The 19,026-nt window shown below is 61.8% G+C and carries 18 protein-coding genes; 6 read left to right on the top strand and 12 right to left on the bottom strand.

The features are described from left to right. Positions 1-13 precede the first annotated feature (13 nt). Both FEE99_RS07685 and FEE99_RS07680 read left to right on the top strand, forming a co-directional pair. The gene (locus FEE99_RS07685) at positions 14-736 is read left to right on the top strand and encodes a tetratricopeptide repeat protein (protein WP_041480651.1); all 723 of its coding nucleotides are present in this window, start codon (positions 14-16) and stop codon (positions 734-736) included. Between the two features lie 9 nt (positions 737-745). Next, a complete protein-coding gene (locus FEE99_RS07680; RefSeq protein ID WP_041480652.1) occupies positions 746-1,018 on the top strand; it encodes a DUF3613 domain-containing protein in 273 nt (90 codons plus the stop codon). Between the two features lie 105 nt (positions 1,019-1,123). On the opposite strand, the gene FEE99_RS07675 is transcribed toward FEE99_RS07680, so the two are convergent. From FEE99_RS07675 to FEE99_RS07665, 3 genes are all read right to left on the bottom strand, one after another. Then, a complete protein-coding gene (locus tag FEE99_RS07675) occupies positions 1,124-1,486 on the bottom strand; it encodes a DUF6124 family protein (protein WP_041480653.1) in 363 nt (120 codons plus the stop codon). 1,486 nt (positions 1,487-2,972) lie between these two features. After that, a complete protein-coding gene (locus FEE99_RS07670) occupies positions 2,973-3,740 on the bottom strand; it encodes a response regulator transcription factor (RefSeq protein WP_041480747.1) in 768 nt (255 codons plus the stop codon). Positions 3,741-3,858: 118 nt separating this feature from the next. Then, positions 3,859-4,329: an A24 family peptidase gene (locus FEE99_RS07665; protein WP_041480654.1), complete on the bottom strand. Its 471-nt coding sequence runs from the start codon at positions 4,327-4,329 to the stop codon at positions 3,859-3,861. Between the two features lie 75 nt (positions 4,330-4,404). On the opposite strand from FEE99_RS07665, the gene FEE99_RS07660 reads away from it, so the two are divergent. After that, positions 4,405-4,851 carry a TadE/TadG family type IV pilus assembly protein gene (locus FEE99_RS07660; RefSeq protein ID WP_024011435.1) on the top strand — a complete coding sequence of 149 codons (447 nt, stop codon included), beginning with the start codon at positions 4,405-4,407 and terminating at the stop codon, positions 4,849-4,851. Further along, entirely contained in the window at positions 4,848-7,610 is a 2,763-nt protein-coding gene (locus FEE99_RS07655; RefSeq protein WP_041480655.1) for a PAS domain-containing sensor histidine kinase, read from the top strand. The genes FEE99_RS07660 and FEE99_RS07655 overlap by 4 nt, the downstream gene beginning before the upstream one ends. On the opposite strand, the gene FEE99_RS07650 is transcribed toward FEE99_RS07655, so the two are convergent. The 5 genes from FEE99_RS07650 to FEE99_RS07630 all read right to left on the bottom strand — a co-directional run bounded on the left by FEE99_RS07650 (position 7,595) and on the right by FEE99_RS07630 (position 12,082). Next, positions 7,595-9,592 (bottom strand): pilus assembly protein TadG-related protein, encoded by a 1,998-nt coding sequence (locus tag FEE99_RS07650; RefSeq protein WP_041480656.1) that lies wholly within the window; start codon positions 9,590-9,592, stop codon positions 7,595-7,597. The two genes, FEE99_RS07655 and FEE99_RS07650, sit on opposite strands and share 16 nt — an antisense overlap. A 215-nt stretch (positions 9,593-9,807) precedes the next feature. After that, positions 9,808-10,365: a DUF4136 domain-containing protein gene (locus FEE99_RS07645; RefSeq protein WP_041480657.1), complete on the bottom strand. Its 558-nt coding sequence runs from the start codon at positions 10,363-10,365 to the stop codon at positions 9,808-9,810. Between the two features lie 41 nt (positions 10,366-10,406). Continuing rightward, positions 10,407-11,018 (bottom strand): DUF4136 domain-containing protein, encoded by a 612-nt coding sequence (locus FEE99_RS07640; RefSeq protein ID WP_041480658.1) that lies wholly within the window; start codon positions 11,016-11,018, stop codon positions 10,407-10,409. A gap of 12 nt (positions 11,019-11,030) precedes the next feature. Beyond that, entirely contained in the window at positions 11,031-11,780 is a 750-nt protein-coding gene (locus FEE99_RS07635) for a methyltransferase (RefSeq protein ID WP_024011431.1), read from the bottom strand. Continuing rightward, positions 11,780-12,082: a MazG-like family protein gene (locus tag FEE99_RS07630; RefSeq protein ID WP_016771852.1), complete on the bottom strand. Its 303-nt coding sequence runs from the start codon at positions 12,080-12,082 to the stop codon at positions 11,780-11,782. Before FEE99_RS07630 ends, FEE99_RS07635 begins: the two co-directional genes overlap by 1 nt. A 244-nt stretch (positions 12,083-12,326) precedes the next feature. On the opposite strand from FEE99_RS07630, the gene FEE99_RS07625 reads away from it, so the two are divergent. Together FEE99_RS07625 and FEE99_RS07620 are read left to right on the top strand one after the other, a co-directional pair. Next, positions 12,327-12,620 (top strand): hypothetical protein, encoded by a 294-nt coding sequence (locus FEE99_RS07625; protein ID WP_041480659.1) that lies wholly within the window; start codon positions 12,327-12,329, stop codon positions 12,618-12,620. A 147-nt stretch (positions 12,621-12,767) separates the two neighbouring features. Next, positions 12,768-14,117 (top strand): MATE family efflux transporter, encoded by a 1,350-nt coding sequence (locus FEE99_RS07620; protein WP_041480660.1) that lies wholly within the window; start codon positions 12,768-12,770, stop codon positions 14,115-14,117. Positions 14,118-14,126: 9 nt separating this feature from the next. Here the strand turns inward: FEE99_RS07620 and FEE99_RS07615 are convergent, their stop codons facing one another. The 4 genes from FEE99_RS07615 to FEE99_RS07600 all read right to left on the bottom strand — a co-directional run bounded on the left by FEE99_RS07615 (position 14,127) and on the right by FEE99_RS07600 (position 19,000). Next, positions 14,127-14,918: a DUF4123 domain-containing protein gene (locus FEE99_RS07615; RefSeq protein WP_041480661.1), complete on the bottom strand. Its 792-nt coding sequence runs from the start codon at positions 14,916-14,918 to the stop codon at positions 14,127-14,129. After that, positions 14,915-16,261: a type VI secretion system Vgr family protein gene (locus FEE99_RS07610; RefSeq protein WP_041480662.1), complete on the bottom strand. Its 1,347-nt coding sequence runs from the start codon at positions 16,259-16,261 to the stop codon at positions 14,915-14,917. Before FEE99_RS07610 ends, FEE99_RS07615 begins: the two co-directional genes overlap by 4 nt. A 233-nt stretch (positions 16,262-16,494) precedes the next feature. Beyond that, entirely contained in the window at positions 16,495-18,408 is a 1,914-nt protein-coding gene (gene speA, locus FEE99_RS07605) for an arginine decarboxylase (protein ID WP_016771856.1), read from the bottom strand. Positions 18,409-18,628: 220 nt separating this feature from the next. After that, positions 18,629-19,000, bottom strand: a complete 372-nt coding sequence (locus FEE99_RS07600; protein WP_007914613.1) for a translation initiation factor Sui1 — start codon at positions 18,998-19,000, stop codon at positions 18,629-18,631. Positions 19,001-19,026: the final 26 nt, after the last annotated feature.

The following is a 19,026-nucleotide window of genomic DNA, read 5'->3' as shown; positions in this document are numbered from 1 at the left end:
TGGAGAGCGTTTGATGAAAGTACTGATAGTCATGGCAAGTCTGTTGCTGCTCAGCGGCTGCGCCACGGATGGCCAGGCGCCGTGGACCTCGCTGCTGTCGCCGTCCAGCTGCAGCAAACTGACCTCGGAGCAGGAACTGTCGCTGAACCTCGCCGATGATCTGGCCAGCGACGGCAAGCTCCACGCCAGCCTCGCCAACCTGCAAAGCCTGCCGGACAACCTCAGCGAAGTGCGCCTGCGCAAAGCCAAGGTTTATCGCCTGCTCGGCCGCAGCGAAGCCGAGCCGCTCTACCGCAGCCTGCTCGGCGGCTGCCTCACCGCCCAAGCCGAACATGGCCTGGGCCAGGTCTACGCCGCCCGTGGCGACAACGGCCAGGCCCAGGCCCACCTGCAACGCGCCGCACGCCTGGCACCCACTGACGAGAAAATCCGCAATGACCTCGGCGTGGTCTACCTCAACCAACTGCGCCTCAACGAAGCGAAATTCGAATTTCTCACCGCCATCGAACTGAGCCAGAACAATCAGTTGGCGACGCTGAACATGGTCACCCTGCTGCTCTACCAGAACGACTGGCCCCAAGCCGCGGAAATCGTCAGCCGCTCGAAACTGACCCCGGAGCAATTCACCGAAGCGCAGCAACGCGCAGAAAAACTTAAAGCCCCGACCAACACCAAAGCCACACCTGGCGACCGCGTCGCCGCCTTCATCGACCCGTTACCGCCGACGCTCGAATAGGAGACAGCCATGACCATCCGCAAAGGCCTGTGCTACCTGACCCTGCTTACCCTGCCCCTCAGCGCCCAAGCCATCGACGCCGGCCCTGCTTCTGCGCAGCAGCAGGAAACCGAAGGCTGGCTGGTCCTGCAAAGCCGCAACAAAGCCGCCTCCCCCAAACCCCAAAGCGCCACCGCCACCGAACGCGAACTGGCGATGCAGCGCTGGCTGAAGAAATACCAGTACGAGATTCCGGACTTTTACGATCCGGATGCGGGCGGGAAGATCGAGAGCAAGAATTAGTTTGGTGGTGCCCTTGAAGGCCCCTTCGCGAGCAGGCTCGCTCCCACAGTCGACCGCGTGCTTTCGGTGGGAGCGAGCCTGCTCGCGAAGAACGATAACGCGGTTTCAACGCTGCGGATCAACCCGGTCCAGCGCCCGATTCACGGCTAGCTCGGCCAGCATGACAATCTGCTGAATCGCCAACGCCGTGCTGCGCTGAAACCCGCTCAACTCGCCAGCGAAATTACTCGCCATCGCACTCGCTGACGCCAGCGACTCACAGGCATGCGCCAACAAGCTTTCGGTATCGACATTGGGCACCACCATGAACAACGTGCTGGGCGGGTGCGGTTTTGCGGGTTCGGGGCAGAGATAGAAATCGAGCGCGCGTTTTATCGCTTCGCGGTTTTTCACAAGATCGTCGGCGCGCATGGCGTCTTCGAGCGGGGTGGTGGGGGATGGGGGTGGGTCTGGGATCAGTTTGTCCATGAGAACTCCTACCTGGCTGTGACGCCCTCTTCTGTCGTTTCCACACGACAAAAGGTGGCAGCTGTACGCAGGGTGGAAAACCGATAAGTAGGCAACCGGCCAGACCAAAGTCTGCCCACGCACAGCCGCCGCGACACAGTTTGCAGACGAACGAACACGCCGACAACGATTACGGTAGCAATGCAAAGCAACTACTTGAATTTCAGGTTTCCACACCTGGCCGCTGAGTTGTCAGCGACAGCCAGAGACTAGTGACCCGACGTCCGACGGACAACCTGAAAACCTTGTGGGAAGGTTCTGGTTATTTTGAAACAGATTTAAACGACTTCGAGTTATCGGCGGACCGACTGGCCTCATCGCGAGCAGGCTCACTCCTACAGAACAGCAAAAGCAGAATCAAAAGATCGCAGCCTTCGGCAGCTCCTACAGTTGGATCGCGTAAGACTCAAAAACAGGTCGGCTGTCAGGCCGCCTTCGCGAGCAGGCTCACTCCTACAGAACAGCAAAAGCAGAATCAAAAGATCGCAGCCTTCGGCAGCTCCTACAGTTGGATCGCGTAAGACTCAAAAACAGGTCGGCTGTCAGGCCGCCTTCGCGAGCAGGCTCACTCCTACAGAACAGCAAAAGCAGAATCAAAAGGTCGCAGCCTTCGGCAGCTCCTACAGTCGGATCGCGTAAGACTCAAAAACAGGTCGGCTGTCAGGCTGCCTTCGCGAGCAGGCTCACTCCTACAGAACAGCAAAAGCAGAATCAAAAGATCGCAGCCTTCGGCAGCTCCTACAGTTGGATCGCGTAAGACTCAAAAACAGGTCGGCTGTCAGGCCGCCTTCGCGAGCAGGCTCACTCCTGCAGAACAGCAAAAGCAGAATCAAAAGATCGCAGCCTTCGGCAGCTCCTACAGTTGGATCGCGTAAGACTCAAAAACAGGTCGGCTGTCAGGCCGCCTTCGCGAGCAGGCTCACTCCTACAAAACAGCAACAGCAGAATCAAAAGATCGCAGCCTTCGGCAGCTCCTACAGTTGGATCGCGTAAGACTCAAAAACAGGTCGGCTGTCAGGCCGCCTTCGCGAGCAGGCTCGCTCCTACAGAAAGCAAAAGCAGCGCAGCTGCCCGCGGCGAAGCCGCACCACTCAACAATGAGCGCAAGCTCGAGTAGCTTTTGATCTTGATCTGGGAGCCCGTCGGCAGGCTGAGTGGAGGGATTGATCCGGGCGTGGGAGCGCAGCGACCGTACGACGCAGTCGTACACAGTGGAAGGAGGTGCAGCGAAGCAAACCGGAGCCGCTGCGCCAGGATCGATCCCGGAGCGAAGGAACCCCGAGCCCCAGCGAGCGGGCCGAACGTCAGGGCGAAGACCTTTTGGTTACTTTTGGGGCGTTTGCCAAAAGTGACCCGCCGTAAGGGCGGAACCGTAATCAGCGACACCAAAAAAAACGGATATTCACCCCACCCCCCCCAAAGCATGGTCGGCCCAAAGGCCGCCAAGTCAATGCGCAGTAACCCGCTGCCGCCCAGCAGATCCAACGGGAGAAAGGGCCAAAGCCAACTGCGTCCGATTATGCATATGCGTCAACCGCAACACCTGCGACACATAGAGCTTCACCGTGTTCTCGGTAATCCCCAACTCACAGGCAATCTGATAATTGGTCTGCCCCTTGCCCACCAGCCGCGCCACATCCAACTGCCGGGGCGACAACTGACTGAACACCGCCGGCATCTCCACAGACTCAGGCTCACCATCGGCCAACACCGGCGCGGGCGAGCGCCGCACCTTGTCCAGATCCTGATAAAGGTCATCAATCGACTCGGACAAGAACTGCAACTTCTGATTCAGATGACCCAGATGCAGATTCTTCTGCCGTTCCTGCAAAGCCAGTTCCTGGCGCTGCACACCCTCAAGCAACTCTGCCAGATCAATCGGCTTCTGATAGTAATCGGCAATCCCCGCACGCAATGCCTTGATCACATCCTGCTTGTCAGCGCGCCCGGTGAGCATGATCGCCTCGAACACCCGCTGCTTGCCGGCCAGCCGCTGCAACGCCTGGATCAACTCGATGCCGTCCATGTCCGGCATGTGCAAATCACTCAGCACCAGACCGATGTCCGGGTCCGCCCTGAACAGCTCGATGGCTTCAAGACTCGAGTCGCACGGCACGCAACGGTAGCCACTGCTCTCGAGAAACTCACAGAGTTCTTCGACGATCAGCGGCTGATCATCGACCACGAGGATTTTTACCGAATTAGGCTTGTTCACGAACCACTCCATTTGCTCGGCCAACGCTGACGATTCCTGCACTTTGGTGGCGTATTCGCCTGAATTGAAAGTAGACCGACTTTCCGACTATGTACATAGGACTAGTGGCACCCCGCGATCAGGTGATCCAGTACAGCGAAAGCACCACCCCTACCCACACGAACGGCGCAAATGGCAGCTTTTTTGACTTGTCCGGGGCCAGATGACGCAGATGCGCTCTAAGCCCTTGACGCATATGAGGCCAGACTTTTGGCGCGAGCAGCAGCCACAGCACGCTGGCCACGCCCGCGCCGATAAACGCGCCAAGAACGAATATGCCGTTCGTCGCAAGACCCAGGGCTGTCATTAATTTCACATCACCAGCGCCCATGCGGCCGAGGAAATAACCCGGCAACGTCAGCAGCAAGGCGATCAGGCAGGCCCAGCCACCTTGCGCTGCGTCGGCGCCCAGCCAAGTGCTGCCGGTCGCCAATAACCAGACCAGCGCCAGCGCACCTACGCCCAAGGTCAACATGTTGGAAATGCGCCGCTGTCGGGCATCTTGCGCGGCGCAGATCGCCAGCCAGATCAGAACAAGGGAAATCTGCATCCGCTGAAAGCCGTCCGTTTTGCCTGATTGATTCTATGCTGATACTACGCAGTGACTGTCAGGGTAGACGCACGCATGAAAAACGGCTTTCGCAGGTCGCAAAAAGGTGCGGTGGCGATCGAATTCGCCTTGGTGTTCATCATCTTTTTCGCAGTGTTTTACGGGCTGGTCAGCTACGGCCTGCCCTTCGTGATGATGCAATCGTTCAACCAGGCCACCGCTGAGGCGGTGCGCCGCAGCGTTGCGGTGGACCCGACCACGCCGAACTATTCGACGGTGGTGGTCAACACCGCCAATGCTGCGCTGACCCAACAACTGCAATGGCTGCCCTCGGCCTTGAATCTGGTGGTCGGCACCGACACCAGTGCGGCGTACGACGCGGGGACTGGCACCCTGACCGTCAGCGTCAATTACCCGGTGAGCAAGCTCAATCAGATCATGCCGTTTCTGGTGCTGCCCGGGATCGGCACGGTGCCTAATCTGCCCACGCACCTCACCGCCCGCTCGAGCCTGCAATTTTGACCGCCGGCGATAAGCTTTTCGGGCGCTTGCTCAAGCGCGCCCCCGCCGCAGCCCACGAATTGCCGGACCACCTCGGCGCGCCGCCGATCGGCCTGCATTTTTATCTGGATGGCAACGGCGCCGTGTTGCAGATCGCCGGCCCGCTGCGGCATTTGCTCGCCCAGCACAAACCTCAGGGTCAGCCGCTGCCGCTTCGCGCCTATCTGCTGCCGCATAGCCTGCTGAGCGTCGAAGGCCAGCCGCGGGACTGGCACGGGCAATTGCTCGATCTGGATTTCACCGGCCTGAATGATCAGCCGCTGCACCTGCGCGGCTGGGTGCAGCCGCTGGAGGATGGCTGGCGATTGCAGCTGCTCGACATCGCCGACCTGTTGCTCGAACGTCAGCAAGCGCGCGACCGCGACGCCTGCCAGGCCCTCGCCGCGCAAGTCAGCGATCGTCTGCGCACCTGCAGCCTGACGCGTTTGCCGATGGTGCTCGGCGAACAATTGCAGGCCATCGCCCAGCGCTGGCACATCCCCTGCCTCGCCGTGGCGCTGCTCGATGAACGGGCCCAGGGCTGGCAGATTCATCAACAGTTTCGTGGCCATGACGCTCCACAATTGTGGGAGGACGGCCAGCCATTGGGCACGCCGCTGGACAGCCTCAACGGCAGCGCGCCGCAACGCCTCGCCGGCCCGCAGGGCCGCTATGAACATTCGCGATTGCAGGCCACGTTCGGCAACGCCAACGGTTTCGCCGTGCCCTACAGCAATGACCAGGGCGTGGTCGCGTGGCTGCTCTGCGGGTTTTATACGGTCGACAACGTGGCGCCATGGCTGACCGATCGCGACTGGCTGACCTTGGCCGGTGTGCTGGCCGGACCGCTGCTCAGCCGCTTGCGCGAGCAGCGCCATGTGCAATCGATGGAGCGTCTTGATTCCCTGCAAAACCTGCTCGGCACTGGCTGGTGGGAAATCAGTGCCGAAGAGCAGATTGCGCTGGCGCCGACGCTGGCTTCGGCACTGAATCTCAGCGATCGCCTGCTGCCGGTAGAAAACTGGCTGTCGCTGTTTCATCCCGCCGACCGCGACGAGTTGCGCAGCCGCCTGCGCGCCCTGCAACTGCAAGGAGAAGCGCTGACCCTGAGCGTGCGTCTGCACCACGCGGAGGCCGGCGCAGCAGTGACGTGGTATCGGATTCAGGGCCAGGTCAGCGGCAAGGGCGAACATCGGCGTCTGGTCGGGTTCATGCTCGATATCAGCGACATCCAGAATCAACAACAGCGCGCCGCTGCCGCCCATGCGCGGCTGGACAATCTGATCGCCAGTTCGCCGGCGGTGATCTACGTGCAGCGCTACGCAGAAGGCGCGTTGATCCCGGCTTTTTTCAGCGCCAGCCTGCAACCCTTGCTGGGCTGGACGCTGGAAGATTGCGATGCAGCAACACTGGTCGAGCGCGTGCACCCCGACGACCGCGAACTGTATTTCCAGCGCAACCGCCAGTTGCTGCGCGAAGGCTCGGTGCGTGCGCGTTATCGCCTGCGCGACAACCGTGGCGAGTATCACTGGCTGCTCGATGAAGCGAAACTGCTGCGCAACGATCTCGGTCTGCCAGTCGAGGCGGTGGGCCTGTGGCTGGACGTCACCGACGCAACGCTTGCTGCCGAGCAGGTGCGACAAAGCGAAGAGCGCTACCGGATTCTGGTCGAGGACTCGCCGGCGATGATCTGCCGTTATCGCCCGGACCTGACGCTGATCTTTGGCAACCGACCCTTGGCTACTTATCTGGAGTGCACCCCGGAACAACTGCCCGGGGTTGATCTGGGTGGCTGGATGTCCGAAGAACAGCGCGCAGCGTTCGTTCAGCGCTTGAGCCAACTGACGCCGGAACAGCCAGTGAGCACAGCGGAAATCAGCCTGCAACTGCCCGGACGCGAACACGCCTGGTGGGTCTGGTCGGATCGCGGCGTGTTCGATGAGCATGGGCAGTTGATCGAAGTGCAAGCGGTGGGCCGCGACAACACCGAGGTGCGCCGCTCGCAACAACAACTTACGCAGAGCGCGAAAATGGCTACCCTCGGCGAAATGGCCACCGGCCTCGCCCACGAAATCAACCAGCCGCTCAACGTGATGCGCATGGCCATCGTCAACGTGCTCAAGCGCCTCGGCAACGGTGATGTGCAGGTCGATTATCTGACCGACAAACTCAACCGCATCGACGCTCAGGTTCAACGCGCAGCGAAGGTGGTCGACCACATGCGTGTGTTCGGCCGGCGCTCGGAAATCGAACAACAGTTGTTCAATCCGGCCCAAGCCATCGAAGGCACCTTGTCACTGCTGGCCGAGGGCATGCGCGGTAAAGGTGTCGATCTGCGCATCAGCGAGACCGGTTTCGAGGCGCAGGTGCGCGGCTACGTCGATCAGTTGGAGCAGGTGCTGATCAACCTGATGGTCAACGCCCGCGACGCCCTGCTCGGCAAGCGCGAGCACGACCCGGCATTCAAACCGTGGATTTCAATCTACGCCGAGCGTGACGAGGAAAGCGTGCGGCTGTGGGTCGAGGACAATGGCGGCGGCATCGATCCGCGTTTGCTGGAGCGGATCTTCGAGCCGTTCTTCACCACCAAGCCGATTGGCGTCGGCACCGGCCTGGGCCTGTCGGTGAGCTACGGGATCATCGCCAACATGGGCGGCCAGTTGAGCGTGCGCAACTCCACGGAGGGCGCACGGTTCTGCATCGAATTGCCGATTGCCACGGATGATCAGATCACCAGATAGGCCTTGCCGGTCTGCCCGCAGGTCATGTTGGCGCCCACCTCGGTGTTCATCAGATTGATGCCCAGACCCTTGAGCAGATTGTTCAACAGCGGATCAAGCAATGGGCTGATCAAACCGGTGACCACCGGCAACAAGCGGTTGCTGACATCGCTGATCAGTGAAGCCACACCGGTGACGATGGCGCCCAGCGGATTGCTGCCCACGGGTTTGTAGACGATCAGGTTGATGCCCGACAGGGTGTTCGCCAGGCTGCCGACGATGTTGCTGGTCGGCGCGGCCGGTAGCACGCTGGGCGGCAGTTTCAGATTGGCCGGGGTGGCGAAGGGTGTGGTGCTGGAGAACAGCAGATTCTGCGTGGTTTGCGCGACGCTGGTGTCGAGTTTGATGGCGATGCCGCCCGCGCCGTACTGGACGCGGGAGGCGGCATCGCAACTGCCGATGCCGAGAATTTTGTGGCAGGTAATGATGCCGAGATCGACCAGCGGCAGCGGCGTCACGGTTGGTTCGGCGACTGAAGAGAACGCGGCGACGGGATCGATCTTGCCGAGTTTGAGATCAGCCAGAGAAGTCGTGGTGGCGGCAGTCAGGCTTTTGCTGTCGGTATCGCCGGTCGGGCAGCGGTAATCGGTGACATAGCTTTTCGCCCCGCCGGCATCCAGCGCGATGTCGATTTGCGGTGAGGGCAGCAGCTTCGGATCGAGCTGTTGGCAGCCGGCACCCAACAGGCAGAACACTGAATTGAGCGTGTCCACCAGATTCAGGCTCAACAGTGCATTGAGCGTCGGCGTCAGCGTACCGACCAGGCCCAGCACCGCATTGGTCAGCCCCGTCACCCCCGAGAGCACCGGCAGATTCACCGACAGCAGCGTGCGCACCTGCGCCGTGCGCACATAAATCCGGTCCGGTCCCAACGGATCGGCCTTGGCCCGCGCCGGGTCGCCAATCGCCGAGAACTGCGGCGGCTCGATCACCTTCACCCGCACCGTGACACCGGCCAGCCCCAGCACGTTGACCGGCAAGGTCGCCGCCACCGCGCTCTTGCTGTTGGCCAGTTGCACCACGCCTTGCACCAGTTGCAGCAATTGCAGATTGGCATCCAGCCCCGCCGCCGTAGTGCCGGTCTGCAGTTGCAGGATCTCGCCGAGTCTGACCGGCGCCGCGTTGATCGCGGCGACCTGCAACTGGCCCAGCGCGGTGACCACTTGCGCGGTTGCGCCGTTGAGTTGCACCACCGTCGCTGCGGCCTGAATCAACTGCGTCACCGTCGCTTGGGTGTTGAGCAACTGCGAGTAGTTGCCGGCGCCGACGTTGAGGTCGATGGCCAGTTGATCGAGGTATTTGAGCAGGTTGATATCGGTGTGCAGCAAACCGTCCCAGCCCACCGCCGTGAGGTTGACGTTGCCGCCGAGCAACCCGGAAAACAGCGGGTTGAGAATGTTCGACTGCGCCGTGTCGATGCTGGCGAGGGTGCTGCGAATATTCAATTGGGCGACGGTCGGCTGCGGTTTGGCCGCGACTGCCGAAGCATTGAGCGTGGTATTGAGGCTGACCGGCGTGGCGCTGAACAGCGCCTGCACACCGCCAGCAAAACTGCTGGTGACCGTACGACTGGCGGCGACTTTGACTGCGCTTGATTGCGTGGCATCGACGGTGAAACTGCGCACACCACTGGCGGCGGTGGCCAGCGTGCCGCAAGTGGTGACGAGCGTATTGGCGGCATCGACCACGTAACCATTGCGCAGCGCACTTTGCCCGGCATAACTGGCGGCGGTCAGCCCGGGCAGGCAATTGCCGCCGCGACTGACCGCTTCGAGGGCGGCGGTATCCACCACCCGCTGCAATTTGCGCTGTTCCATGTACAGGCGACCGCTGTCGACCACCAGCAACATCATCACCAGCGCCAGACTCAGGGTGGCAGCCGCCATCAAGCCGATCGCCCCGCGTTGCCGGGCCGGGCCGTTGCCTTGCGATCCTGGCGACATGGCGCACTCCTTTGCCGGCGCAGTGCCGAGCGCTACCTCCGTTAATGAAAAAGAGTGTAGACGCGGCTGCCGACAATGCGCTGTTGGCATGGCAAACCACCGTAGGAGCTGCCGAAGGCTGCGATCCTTTGATCTTGCCTCTGAAAATCAAAAGATCGCAGCCTTCGGCAGCTCCTACAGGGGATTTGCGTCCGGGCGGGAAAAGGGCCGTTCATTCAACGCGGTGGATAGTTGGCCAGAATCCGTGCGACGGTCTCGCGAATGGCATTGCTGCGGTCAGCCGGATTCGGGCGGTTGCTGAGCATTTGCTCATCGCTGCCACGCCAGACCAGTTTGCCGTCCTTGCCGTCGAGCAGGTCGATCTGAATGGTCGCGACCTTGTAGGTGATGTTGCGCGTTTCGTTGTACATCGGCGCGCCCCAGTAGCCGTTCCAGGGGCCGCCCCAACCGCCGCCGTAATTCGTCGTCACTTGCTGCTGCCTGTCCTCGACGATCAGGTAGGTCTGCACGCTCAGATCACCCTTGCCGCCGCCAGCGGCCGGGCGCAAACCGCGCTGATCGAGTTGATCGGACACCGCCTGGCGGATGCGCTGTTCGGTCAGGTCACTCTTGATGCGCGGGTCATCGGGACGATATTGCAGGGCAGGATCTTTCCAGCTCCAGCTGCGATACGCGGCAAAGTCGCGGCTGGCGTCGAAATCGTGATTGACCTGATTGGCGGCGCAGGCACTGAGCAGCGCAGCAACAGCGAGTAGAGCGAGACGGCGGAACATGATTTTTCTCCGGGTGAAGACATGAACCTGCTGACACGACGTCAGCTGGGAGGATACGCCGCCATGGCTTTTTCCACAGCCTCGCGGATCGCATCGGCGCGTTCGATCTGATTGCCCTGGGTGCCGGTTTCGGCGCTGGCGCTCCACACTGGCTGACCATTGCCGGCATCGAACAGATCGACTCGCACCACTACGACCTGCTCTTGATAGGTGCGCACGATCGGCACGCTGTTGTACATGCCGTAACCGCGACCATAACGATCATAGCCGCCGTATCCGCCGTAGTAGCCGTAATCATCGCGAACCTGACGCAAACGGGTCTCCAGACGCAGATCGGCGCTGACCAGCAGGTCGGCCGGGCGGCTGTCGCGCATCGGCCGCAAGCCGCGCTGGTCGAGGGCGTTGCTGACCGCCTCGGCCACTTGCGCCGAATCGGCCCACGCCGTGCCCGGCGGCAACTGGCCGTTGCGCCAGGCCCAGTTGCGGTAGCGCCCGTAATCACGCGGCGGCGCCGGGTAGGCGCTGCGGTCGAAGGTGGTGGCGGCTTGCGGCGGTGCCGGCGGCAACGGCCGTGACTGGGCCACGTAGGGGTTGCTGCCTTGGCAAGCGGCCAACCCCAGACTTATCAGCAATAACCCGCATCGAGCTTTCATGTCGCGCTCCGCTCAGATCGGCCGGCAGATCCAGTGCAAGTAACGCCCAAGCCCGGCGAAGCCTGGGTGACGACGGTGCGCGAGTTCCATTTCCAGCAAGTCCGCCAGTTCGGCGCGGGCCTGGAATTCCACCGGCATGTAATCGTGAAATACCCGTACGCCGCTCTGACTTTCGACCTGCCACATACCGGCGAGTTGCGTTGCCAATTCCCTTGGGTCGAGAGGCTGCTGCGGGGTCAGGCTCTGCTTCTCGCCGGCCATGACGTTCTTGCGCATTTTCTTGAAATGGCCCTTGAGCAGATTGCGATAAATCAGCGCATCACGGTTGTAGAACGCCAGCGACAGCCAGCCGCCAGGCTTGGTCAACTGATGCAGCACCGGCAGGATCGCATGGGGTTCGGCGAGCCATTCCAGCACGGCGTGGCAGATCACCAGATCGTAGGGCTCGGTGAGCTGACCGGGCAGTTCCTGCCACGGCGCCTGAATGAACGTAGCGGTGTGTCCGGCTTCGGCAAAACGCTGGCGCGCACCCTCGAGCATCGGTTCGGCCGGCTCGGTGAAGGTGACGTCATGGCCGCGCTCGGCCAGCCACAGCGACATATGCCCCAGGCCCCCGCCGATATCCAGCACCCGCAGCGGACGATCCGGCAAGGCCTCGGTCAGATCGGCCTGTAATACCGCGAGGCGAATCGCGCCTTTGGCGCCGCCGTAGATTTTTTCCGCGAAGCGCGTGGCCAACTGGTCGAAATGACGGTCGCTCATCAGCTGAACCGCCGTTCGCTGTCGGCGAGCTTGGCGCGCACCACTTCATTCATGTCCAGGCCCAGTTCGCTGCACAGCAGCAACAGATACAGGACGATATCGCCTACTTCCTGCCCGGCGTGGGCGAGCTTGTCCGCCGGCAACTGGCGCGACTGGTCTTCCGTCAGCCACTGGAAGATTTCCACCAGCTCGGCCATTTCCACGCTGGCGGCCATGGCGAGGTTTTTCGGGCTGTGAAATTGCCGCCAGTCATTGCGGTCGCGAATGGCATGCAGGCGTTCGGTCAGTTCAACAAGGTTCATCGGGCTCTCCTGAAGACGCATAGCTTCGGGGGGATACCCAGCGAAGGCAAGGGTGCAGGTGAACTAATGTGGGAGCGAGCCTGCTCGCGAAGGCGGTGGATCATCCAGACCGGACTTGCCTGACACGCCCCCTTCGCGAGCAGGCTCGCTCCCACACATGATCCGGGCAAACCTTCTATCATGCAGGGAACTCGGCCACCCTCGGTGTGGCCCAAGGCTCAGCTCTTTCATCAGGGATGCACACATGCGTGTAGAAAGCTTTTTCGAATGGCTCGGCCAGGCACTCGGTTCGATCATCCGCTTTATCGTCGACGGCCTCAGCGGCCTGTTCAATATGCTCAGCAATGCCGGCAGCAACTTTGTCGACGGCCTGGCACAAACGCTGGGGATGGACACCTCGATCATCAGCATCATCGCCCTGATCGTTGGCCTGATGCTGCTGTGGTCGGCGATCCGGGCGTTCATGAACGCGTCGATCATTGCCGGGATCATCTGGTTGCTGCTGGGGTTGTGGTTGTTGAGCTGGATCATCCATTAACCCCACCGCCACCCTGTGGGAGCGAGCCTGCTCGCGAATGGCCGGCACAGCCGAAATCTTCACGGTCGGTCAGTCTTCGCGAGCAGGCTCGCTCCCCACATTGAATGGCATGACTCGCTACAATCCCCGCTCCCCCAAGGAGCCTGCATGTCCTCTCTGATTACCGACTGGCGCGACCGCCCGACTCACCGCAAGGTCTGGGCGCTCGCCGCGCCGATGATTCTTTCCAATATTTCCGTGCCGCTGGTGGCGCTGGTCGACAGCACTGTCATTGGTCACTTGCCCCATGCCCATCAATTGGGCGCGGTGGCGGTCGGCGCCAGTCTGTACACGTTTCTCGCCTGGGCGATGGGTTTTCTGCGCATGGGCACCACCGGTTTTGCCGCGCAGGCTGCCGGGCGCAGCGATGGCGCGGCGTTGCGGCAGATTCTCTTGCAGGGTCTGTTGCTGGCTATGGGGCTGGCCGTCGTGCTCGGCACTCTTGGCGTGCCGCTCAGCGGCGTTGCCCTGCACTTCATGCAACCGTCGGCTGAACTGGATCAGCTGACCCGGGAGTTTTTCCACACCCGCCTGTTCGGCCTGCCCGCCGCGCTGGCGACGTATGCGCTGGTCGGCTGGTTCCTCGGCACGCAGAACGCGCGGGCGCCGCTGGCGATTCTGCTGAGCACCAACCTGATCAACATCGCCCTCAATCTGTGGTTTGTCATTGGCCTGGACTGGGGCGTGGTCGGCTCGGCGCGGGCTTCGGTAATCGCTGAATGGAGCGGCGCCCTGCTCGGCCTGTGGCTGACGCGCACGGCATTGCGCGCCTATCCGGGGCAGATCATCTGGTCGGCGCTGAGAGTCTGGCAGAGCTGGCGGCCGCTGCTGGCGGTCAACCGTGACATTTTCATCCGCAGCCTCGCCCTGCAATCGGTGTTCTTCCTGATCACCGTGCAGGGCGCACGGCTCGGCGATGCAACCGTGGCGGCCAATGCGCTGCTGCTCAACGGCCTGCTACTGACGGCCCACGCACTGGATGGCCTGGCCCACGCAGTCGAAGCCTTGTGCGGCCATGCCATCGGCGCGCGGGATCGCCTGGCATTGCGTCGATCGCTGGTGGTGGCCGGCGGCTGGTCGCTGATTGCCAGCCTCGGGTTTGCCGTGCTGTTTCTGCTGGCCGGGCACCTGTTCATCGAGATGCAAACCGACATTCAGAGCGTGCGCGATACCGCATTCGTCTACCTGCCCTACCTCGCCGTGCTGCCGCTGATTGCGGTGTGGAGTTACCTGCTCGACGGTTTGTTCATCGGCGCCACCCGTGCGCGGGAAATGCGTAACGGCATGCTGCTGACGGTGCTGTTGTTGCTGCCGTTCGCCTGGTATTTGCAGGCCTTGGGCAATCACGGCCTGTGGATATCTTTTCTGCTGTTCATGGTCTTGCGCAGCGTAACCCTTGGCGCGCAAGCCCTGTGGCTGAAGCGCCGCGATGGCTGGTTCAGCGGCAAGGCTCACTGATCAGAAAAGTCAGTCCGCCGCGCCCCACTGCCGACGCAAAAAATCGAGCCGTTCCGGCTGCGTCAGTCCGGCCGGCGGCACGACCAGCACGGCGCGCGGATTGAGCAGGCGCAGCCACAGCCAGCCATCGAGCACAGCACGATCGCTGAAACCCAGCGCCAGACCTTGTTGCACATGTACAGCGATCGTCTGGTAATCAACGCTCAGAGACTGGCACCAGCGCCAGATGTGCTGCTCCAGCAGACAGGTTTGCAAGCGCTCGCGCTGGCGCCGGGTCAGGCTTTCTTCGATGCCCAAAGGTTCGACGAGCAGGCCGGGATTGCGCAGCTGTTGCCAGCCCTGACTGCCGATGGCGCGGTCGGCCCAGGTGCCGCCAAACCAGCGCAACTGGCGGATTGGCCCGAGCCAGCGACTCAGTTGCGTGGCGTCGCAGGCGTCGAAGAAGTAGCTGGCGGTCTGACGGTTGTAATAGCTGAGCAAGGCCCGATGATTCAAACCGAACGAGACAGTAAGCATGCGCTGCAAATGGCTGAGCAGCTGCTGCGCCGGTATCTCGCAGCTCAGCAACAGGCCACGCCAGGTGTCCGGATCGCGCAGGCACAAGGCGGTCAATGCCGGACTCTCGCGCAAGTCGACGAGGACCGGGCCGTGCTCGCTGACCGGTTGAAATTCGGTGCCGTCAAACAATCGGTGCCGCTGCACATCGGCAAAGCCCTGGCGCAAGGTCAGCAGGGCGCGTGCCGCGTCCGGGGTGTCGAGCAACAGCCATTGCGCCATGGGCTCAAGCGCCGCGCCGCTCATCGTGCGCTGCTCTGATCGAGCGCGGTGAGCAGCCGGCAACTGCACACGGACTCGGCGCAGTGGTTGAAGCTGCCACCGCCCGGCATCAGGCACAGCAGCAGCAACGGCTCGCCAGACTGCAACAGTTGCTGCAACCCATCGCTCACCAGCAGTTCTGGGAGCGATACCGGTTCATCGTCCTCGACCGCAGCCTCTGGCAACACCGATGGCTGGAGCACGCCACTGACCACCGGCTGATCGGGGTCGCCCTCAAGAAAACTCACCACCACTTCCACACCATCAGCGAGTGCCGCCGAGGGCAGCTCGTTCAGGTCAGGCGCGAGGGGCAGCCAGCAATGACTCGGCGAAGCCCCTTCGCCCTGATAGAGCCAGTCGAATTGCACCGCCACCGGCCGCGAGCAATCCGGCTGCGGCTCATCGACGCTGACCACCCAGGCTCGCTGCAGGCTGTGCATGCGCTGCTTGGACTGCGCAGCGGCGGGCGCACAGACGGGTACCCGCGCGGCCGCGAACAGGCGATTGCAATAGGGCGGTTCGAGAGACTGATCGGCACGGTGCTCGATGCGGGTCAGCAACCATGGGCGGTTGCATTCGATGAAAGGATGGTCGTCCAGGGGCAACCACTGACCGCTGCGCAAGGCGGGCAGATCGCTGTGGCCTTCGGCACTGGGGCCTCGCTGGCTGGCCTGCGAGTCTTCGTGCAGTTGCCATTGGCGGACGGCTGGAGCGACGCCACGCTGGTCATGCTCGCCCTGATAGGGCGCGACGTCTGCATGGGGCATTCGCGTCGGATCGTCGCCGAACACCAGGCAATGCCTGTCGCGGTGATGCTCGAAGTAATAATGAATGCGTGCCTCTGCGCACAGGCGCTGAAGCAGTTGCAGATCGGATTCGCGGTATTGCGTGCAGAAGGTGCGGGTCGGGTAGTCGCTATGCAGGTCGAAACGTCGTTGCAAGCCGACGATGCCATGCTCGCGCAGAACCTGTTCGATGATCTGCGGCACGCAGCGGCCACTGAAAATGCGCTGGCTCAAACGCAGGTCGAGGCAGTCGAGCCTCGGCCCGAGACGCACTCGACACAAACGCAAGCCATGGCCATGCTCGTGCTGGACAAGGCTGTGCAACTGCCCGTGCACACCCTGGCCGGGCGCGCCGAAGCACAGGAACGCAGAACGATGCAGCAGGCTGGCAAGATCCAGATGCGGATCGTCGATCACCACATCGATCTCGAAGGCAAAGGGTTCGCTGAGCGCTTCCCTTCCGGTAAAGGCGAGAACTTCGAAGGGGTCGGACAGGCCCGCTACATCGAGACGAAACGACGGCTCGTTGACTGGATCGAACATGGGCGGATCTCTACAGGAGGGGCGGCCGGGGATTCTCGCCGAGAGGCATGGCCGAGTAGAGAGGCGAAGTACAACTTAGGAAATGACCTACGCGAAAAGCAGACCAGATGAGTTTGCTGACCGTGATCGCACAGGTTTTCGTGAAAAAATCAGGAGATGTCCCACCGGGTTGTCCGAATTTTCCACAGCTTGCGGAAAAAAATCGGACAACCCGGGCGGAACGCTATCGGGTCTCAGGAAGACAGATAGGAGGAGCGGGTCAGGCCCAGACGCAAGGCATCGAGGAACTGCGTGCGCTCGCTGGCACTGATGCGGGCACTGGCGCACTTGTCGCGGTAGTGCGTCATCAGTTCTTCCGGCGACAAGTGCACGTAACGCAGCATGTCTTCGATGGTGTCGTGGGTCTCGATACCAGCGTGGTACACGCTGCCATCGGCGTTCTGGTAGATGTTCACCGAGTCGGTGTCACCGAACAGGTTATGCATGTCGCCGAGGATTTCCTGATAGGCACCGACCAGGAACACGCCCAGCAGGTAATCTTCGCCTTCATTCAACGCGTGCACCGGCAGGCTGGTTTCGATGCTCTGCTCGTCGACGTACTGGTTGATCTTGCCATCGGAGTCGCAGGTCAGATCCTGCAGCACCGCGCGGCGCAGCGGCTCTTCGTCGAGGCGATGCAGCGGGATGATCGGCAACACCTGATCGATCGCCCAGGTGTCCGGCAGGCTCTGGAACACCGAGAAGTTGCAGATGTACTTGTCGGCCAGCTTGTCGTTGAGTTCGTCGAGCACCTGGCGGTGCGAACGCTGACGCGCTTTCAGCGAGTTGTGCAGGCGACGGCACACGGCGAAGTAGCACTGCTCGGCGAGGGCTTTTTCCGCCAGGGTCAGCTTGCCGTCGGCATACTGCGCGGCCACGTCGCTCATGTAGTGGGTGGCGCGCCAGTAGGTTTCGGTGACCATTTCGATGTCGGTCGGGCCGAGCAGATCGACCAGCCACTGCACGGTTTCCGGCAGGCTTTCCTTGTTTTCGATCAGCGGGATTTCGTCGTTGTGTTTCTCGACGTCGGTGACCTGCACAACCAGCATCGCGTGGTGCGCAGTCAGCGAACGGCCACTCTCGGAGAAGATGTGCGGATGCGGCAGGCTCTGCGCGTCGCAGAATTCCTTGAGCATGCCGACCACGACACCGGCGTAATCGTCCATGTCGTAGTTGATCGAACTGGCGTTGCGCGAATGCGTGCCGTCGTAGTCGACACCGAGGCCGCCGCCGACGTCGATGTGATCGACCGGCAGACCGAGGTTGCGCAATTCGCCGTAATAACGGATCGCTTCCTTGAAGCCGTGCTGATAGTCAGCGAGGTTGGCAATCTGCGAACCCATGTGGAAGTGCAGCAGGCGGATGCCCTGATCCAGACCGGCGCCACGGAAGCGCTCGACCACCGACAGCAGTTGCGCCGCCGACAGACCGAATTTGGATTTTTCGCCACCGGTGTCCGCCCATTTCGACGAGGCCAGCGACGACAGGCGCACGCGCAGACCCACCTGCGGCTTGACCTTCAGCGAGGCGGCTTCTTCGATCACCAGGCCGACTTCGGATTCTTTCTCGATGACGATGAACACGTTGTGGCCGAGCTTCTGGCCCATCAGCGCCAGACGGATGAACTCGCGGTCCTTGTAACCGTTGCAGACGATGGTGCCGCCCTTCGGCGCCAGCGCCAGCACGGCCAGCAGTTCAGGCTTGGAGCCGGCTTCCAGACCGATGGAAACGTTCTGGGTGGCGATGATGTTCTCGATCACCGCTTCCTGCTGGTTGACCTTGATCGGGTACAGCGCGGTGTATTTGCTCTGGTATTCCAGGCGCTCGATGTTTGAATCGAAAGCACCGGTCAACTGACGGACACGGTCTTGCAGGATGTCGGGGAACCGCACCAGCAGCGGCAAGGACAAACCGCTCTTGCGCAGTTGGTCGACTTGCTCGAACAGATCGATAGGCGAGCTGCTCGGGCCGTTCGGACGTACTTCGACGCGACCGGCTTCATTGATCGCGAAATACCCGGCCCCCCAATGGCGAATCCCGTAAACGCTGCGGCTGTCCGCAACTGTCCATTGGCTGCCATCGTCTTTACGTGTGCGTCGTACGGACATCGAAGTCCCCTATAAAGAAGTCAGAGTGCGTCGCCTGAAGTGCAGGCCGGCGCAGTCTAAAGAATGAAAATGACGGTTCGTCAGTGCGGCGGTAGACCGCACTGACTGCGTGGAGTTTAGAAACCGGTCATGAACAGGCTCTGTGAAAACCATGGCGACGACGCCGGATCCGAGAACACTCGAAGCCGGATCAAGCCGCCGGAGGGTTTCACAGAGGCTGCTAGCCGCCGGACTTCTTCGCTTTGAAACCGTGCTTGATCAGCTCTGCCAAGAGTAGCTCGACGTGATCGCCCTGGATTTCGATGATGCCGTCCTTCAACGCCCCGCCGGTGCCACAACGTTTCTTCAACGTCGTCGCCAGCTCCTTGAGCGCGTCTTCGGCCAGGGGCACGCCGGTGATGGTGGTCACCGTCTTGCCGCCACGCCCTTTGCTTTCGCGACGCACGCGGGCAATGCCGTCACCGGCCGGGATCACGGTTTGTTTGCAGATACAGGCGTCCACCGGCTTGCTGCATTCCGGGCAATGACGACCTGCGTCGGTGGAAAATACCAGGCCGCCCAGGGCGGCGAAGGATGCGGCTTTCTTGGCCACCGGCAATCCTCTCGGGAGGACAAAGA

Source organism: Pseudomonas sp. ef1, assembly GCF_007293365.2.
GTDB classification, from domain to species: domain Bacteria; phylum Pseudomonadota; class Gammaproteobacteria; order Pseudomonadales; family Pseudomonadaceae; genus Aquipseudomonas; species Aquipseudomonas siliginis.
The sequence above is the reverse complement of the archived record's forward strand: the minus strand, read 5'-3'. Positions and strand labels throughout refer to the sequence as shown.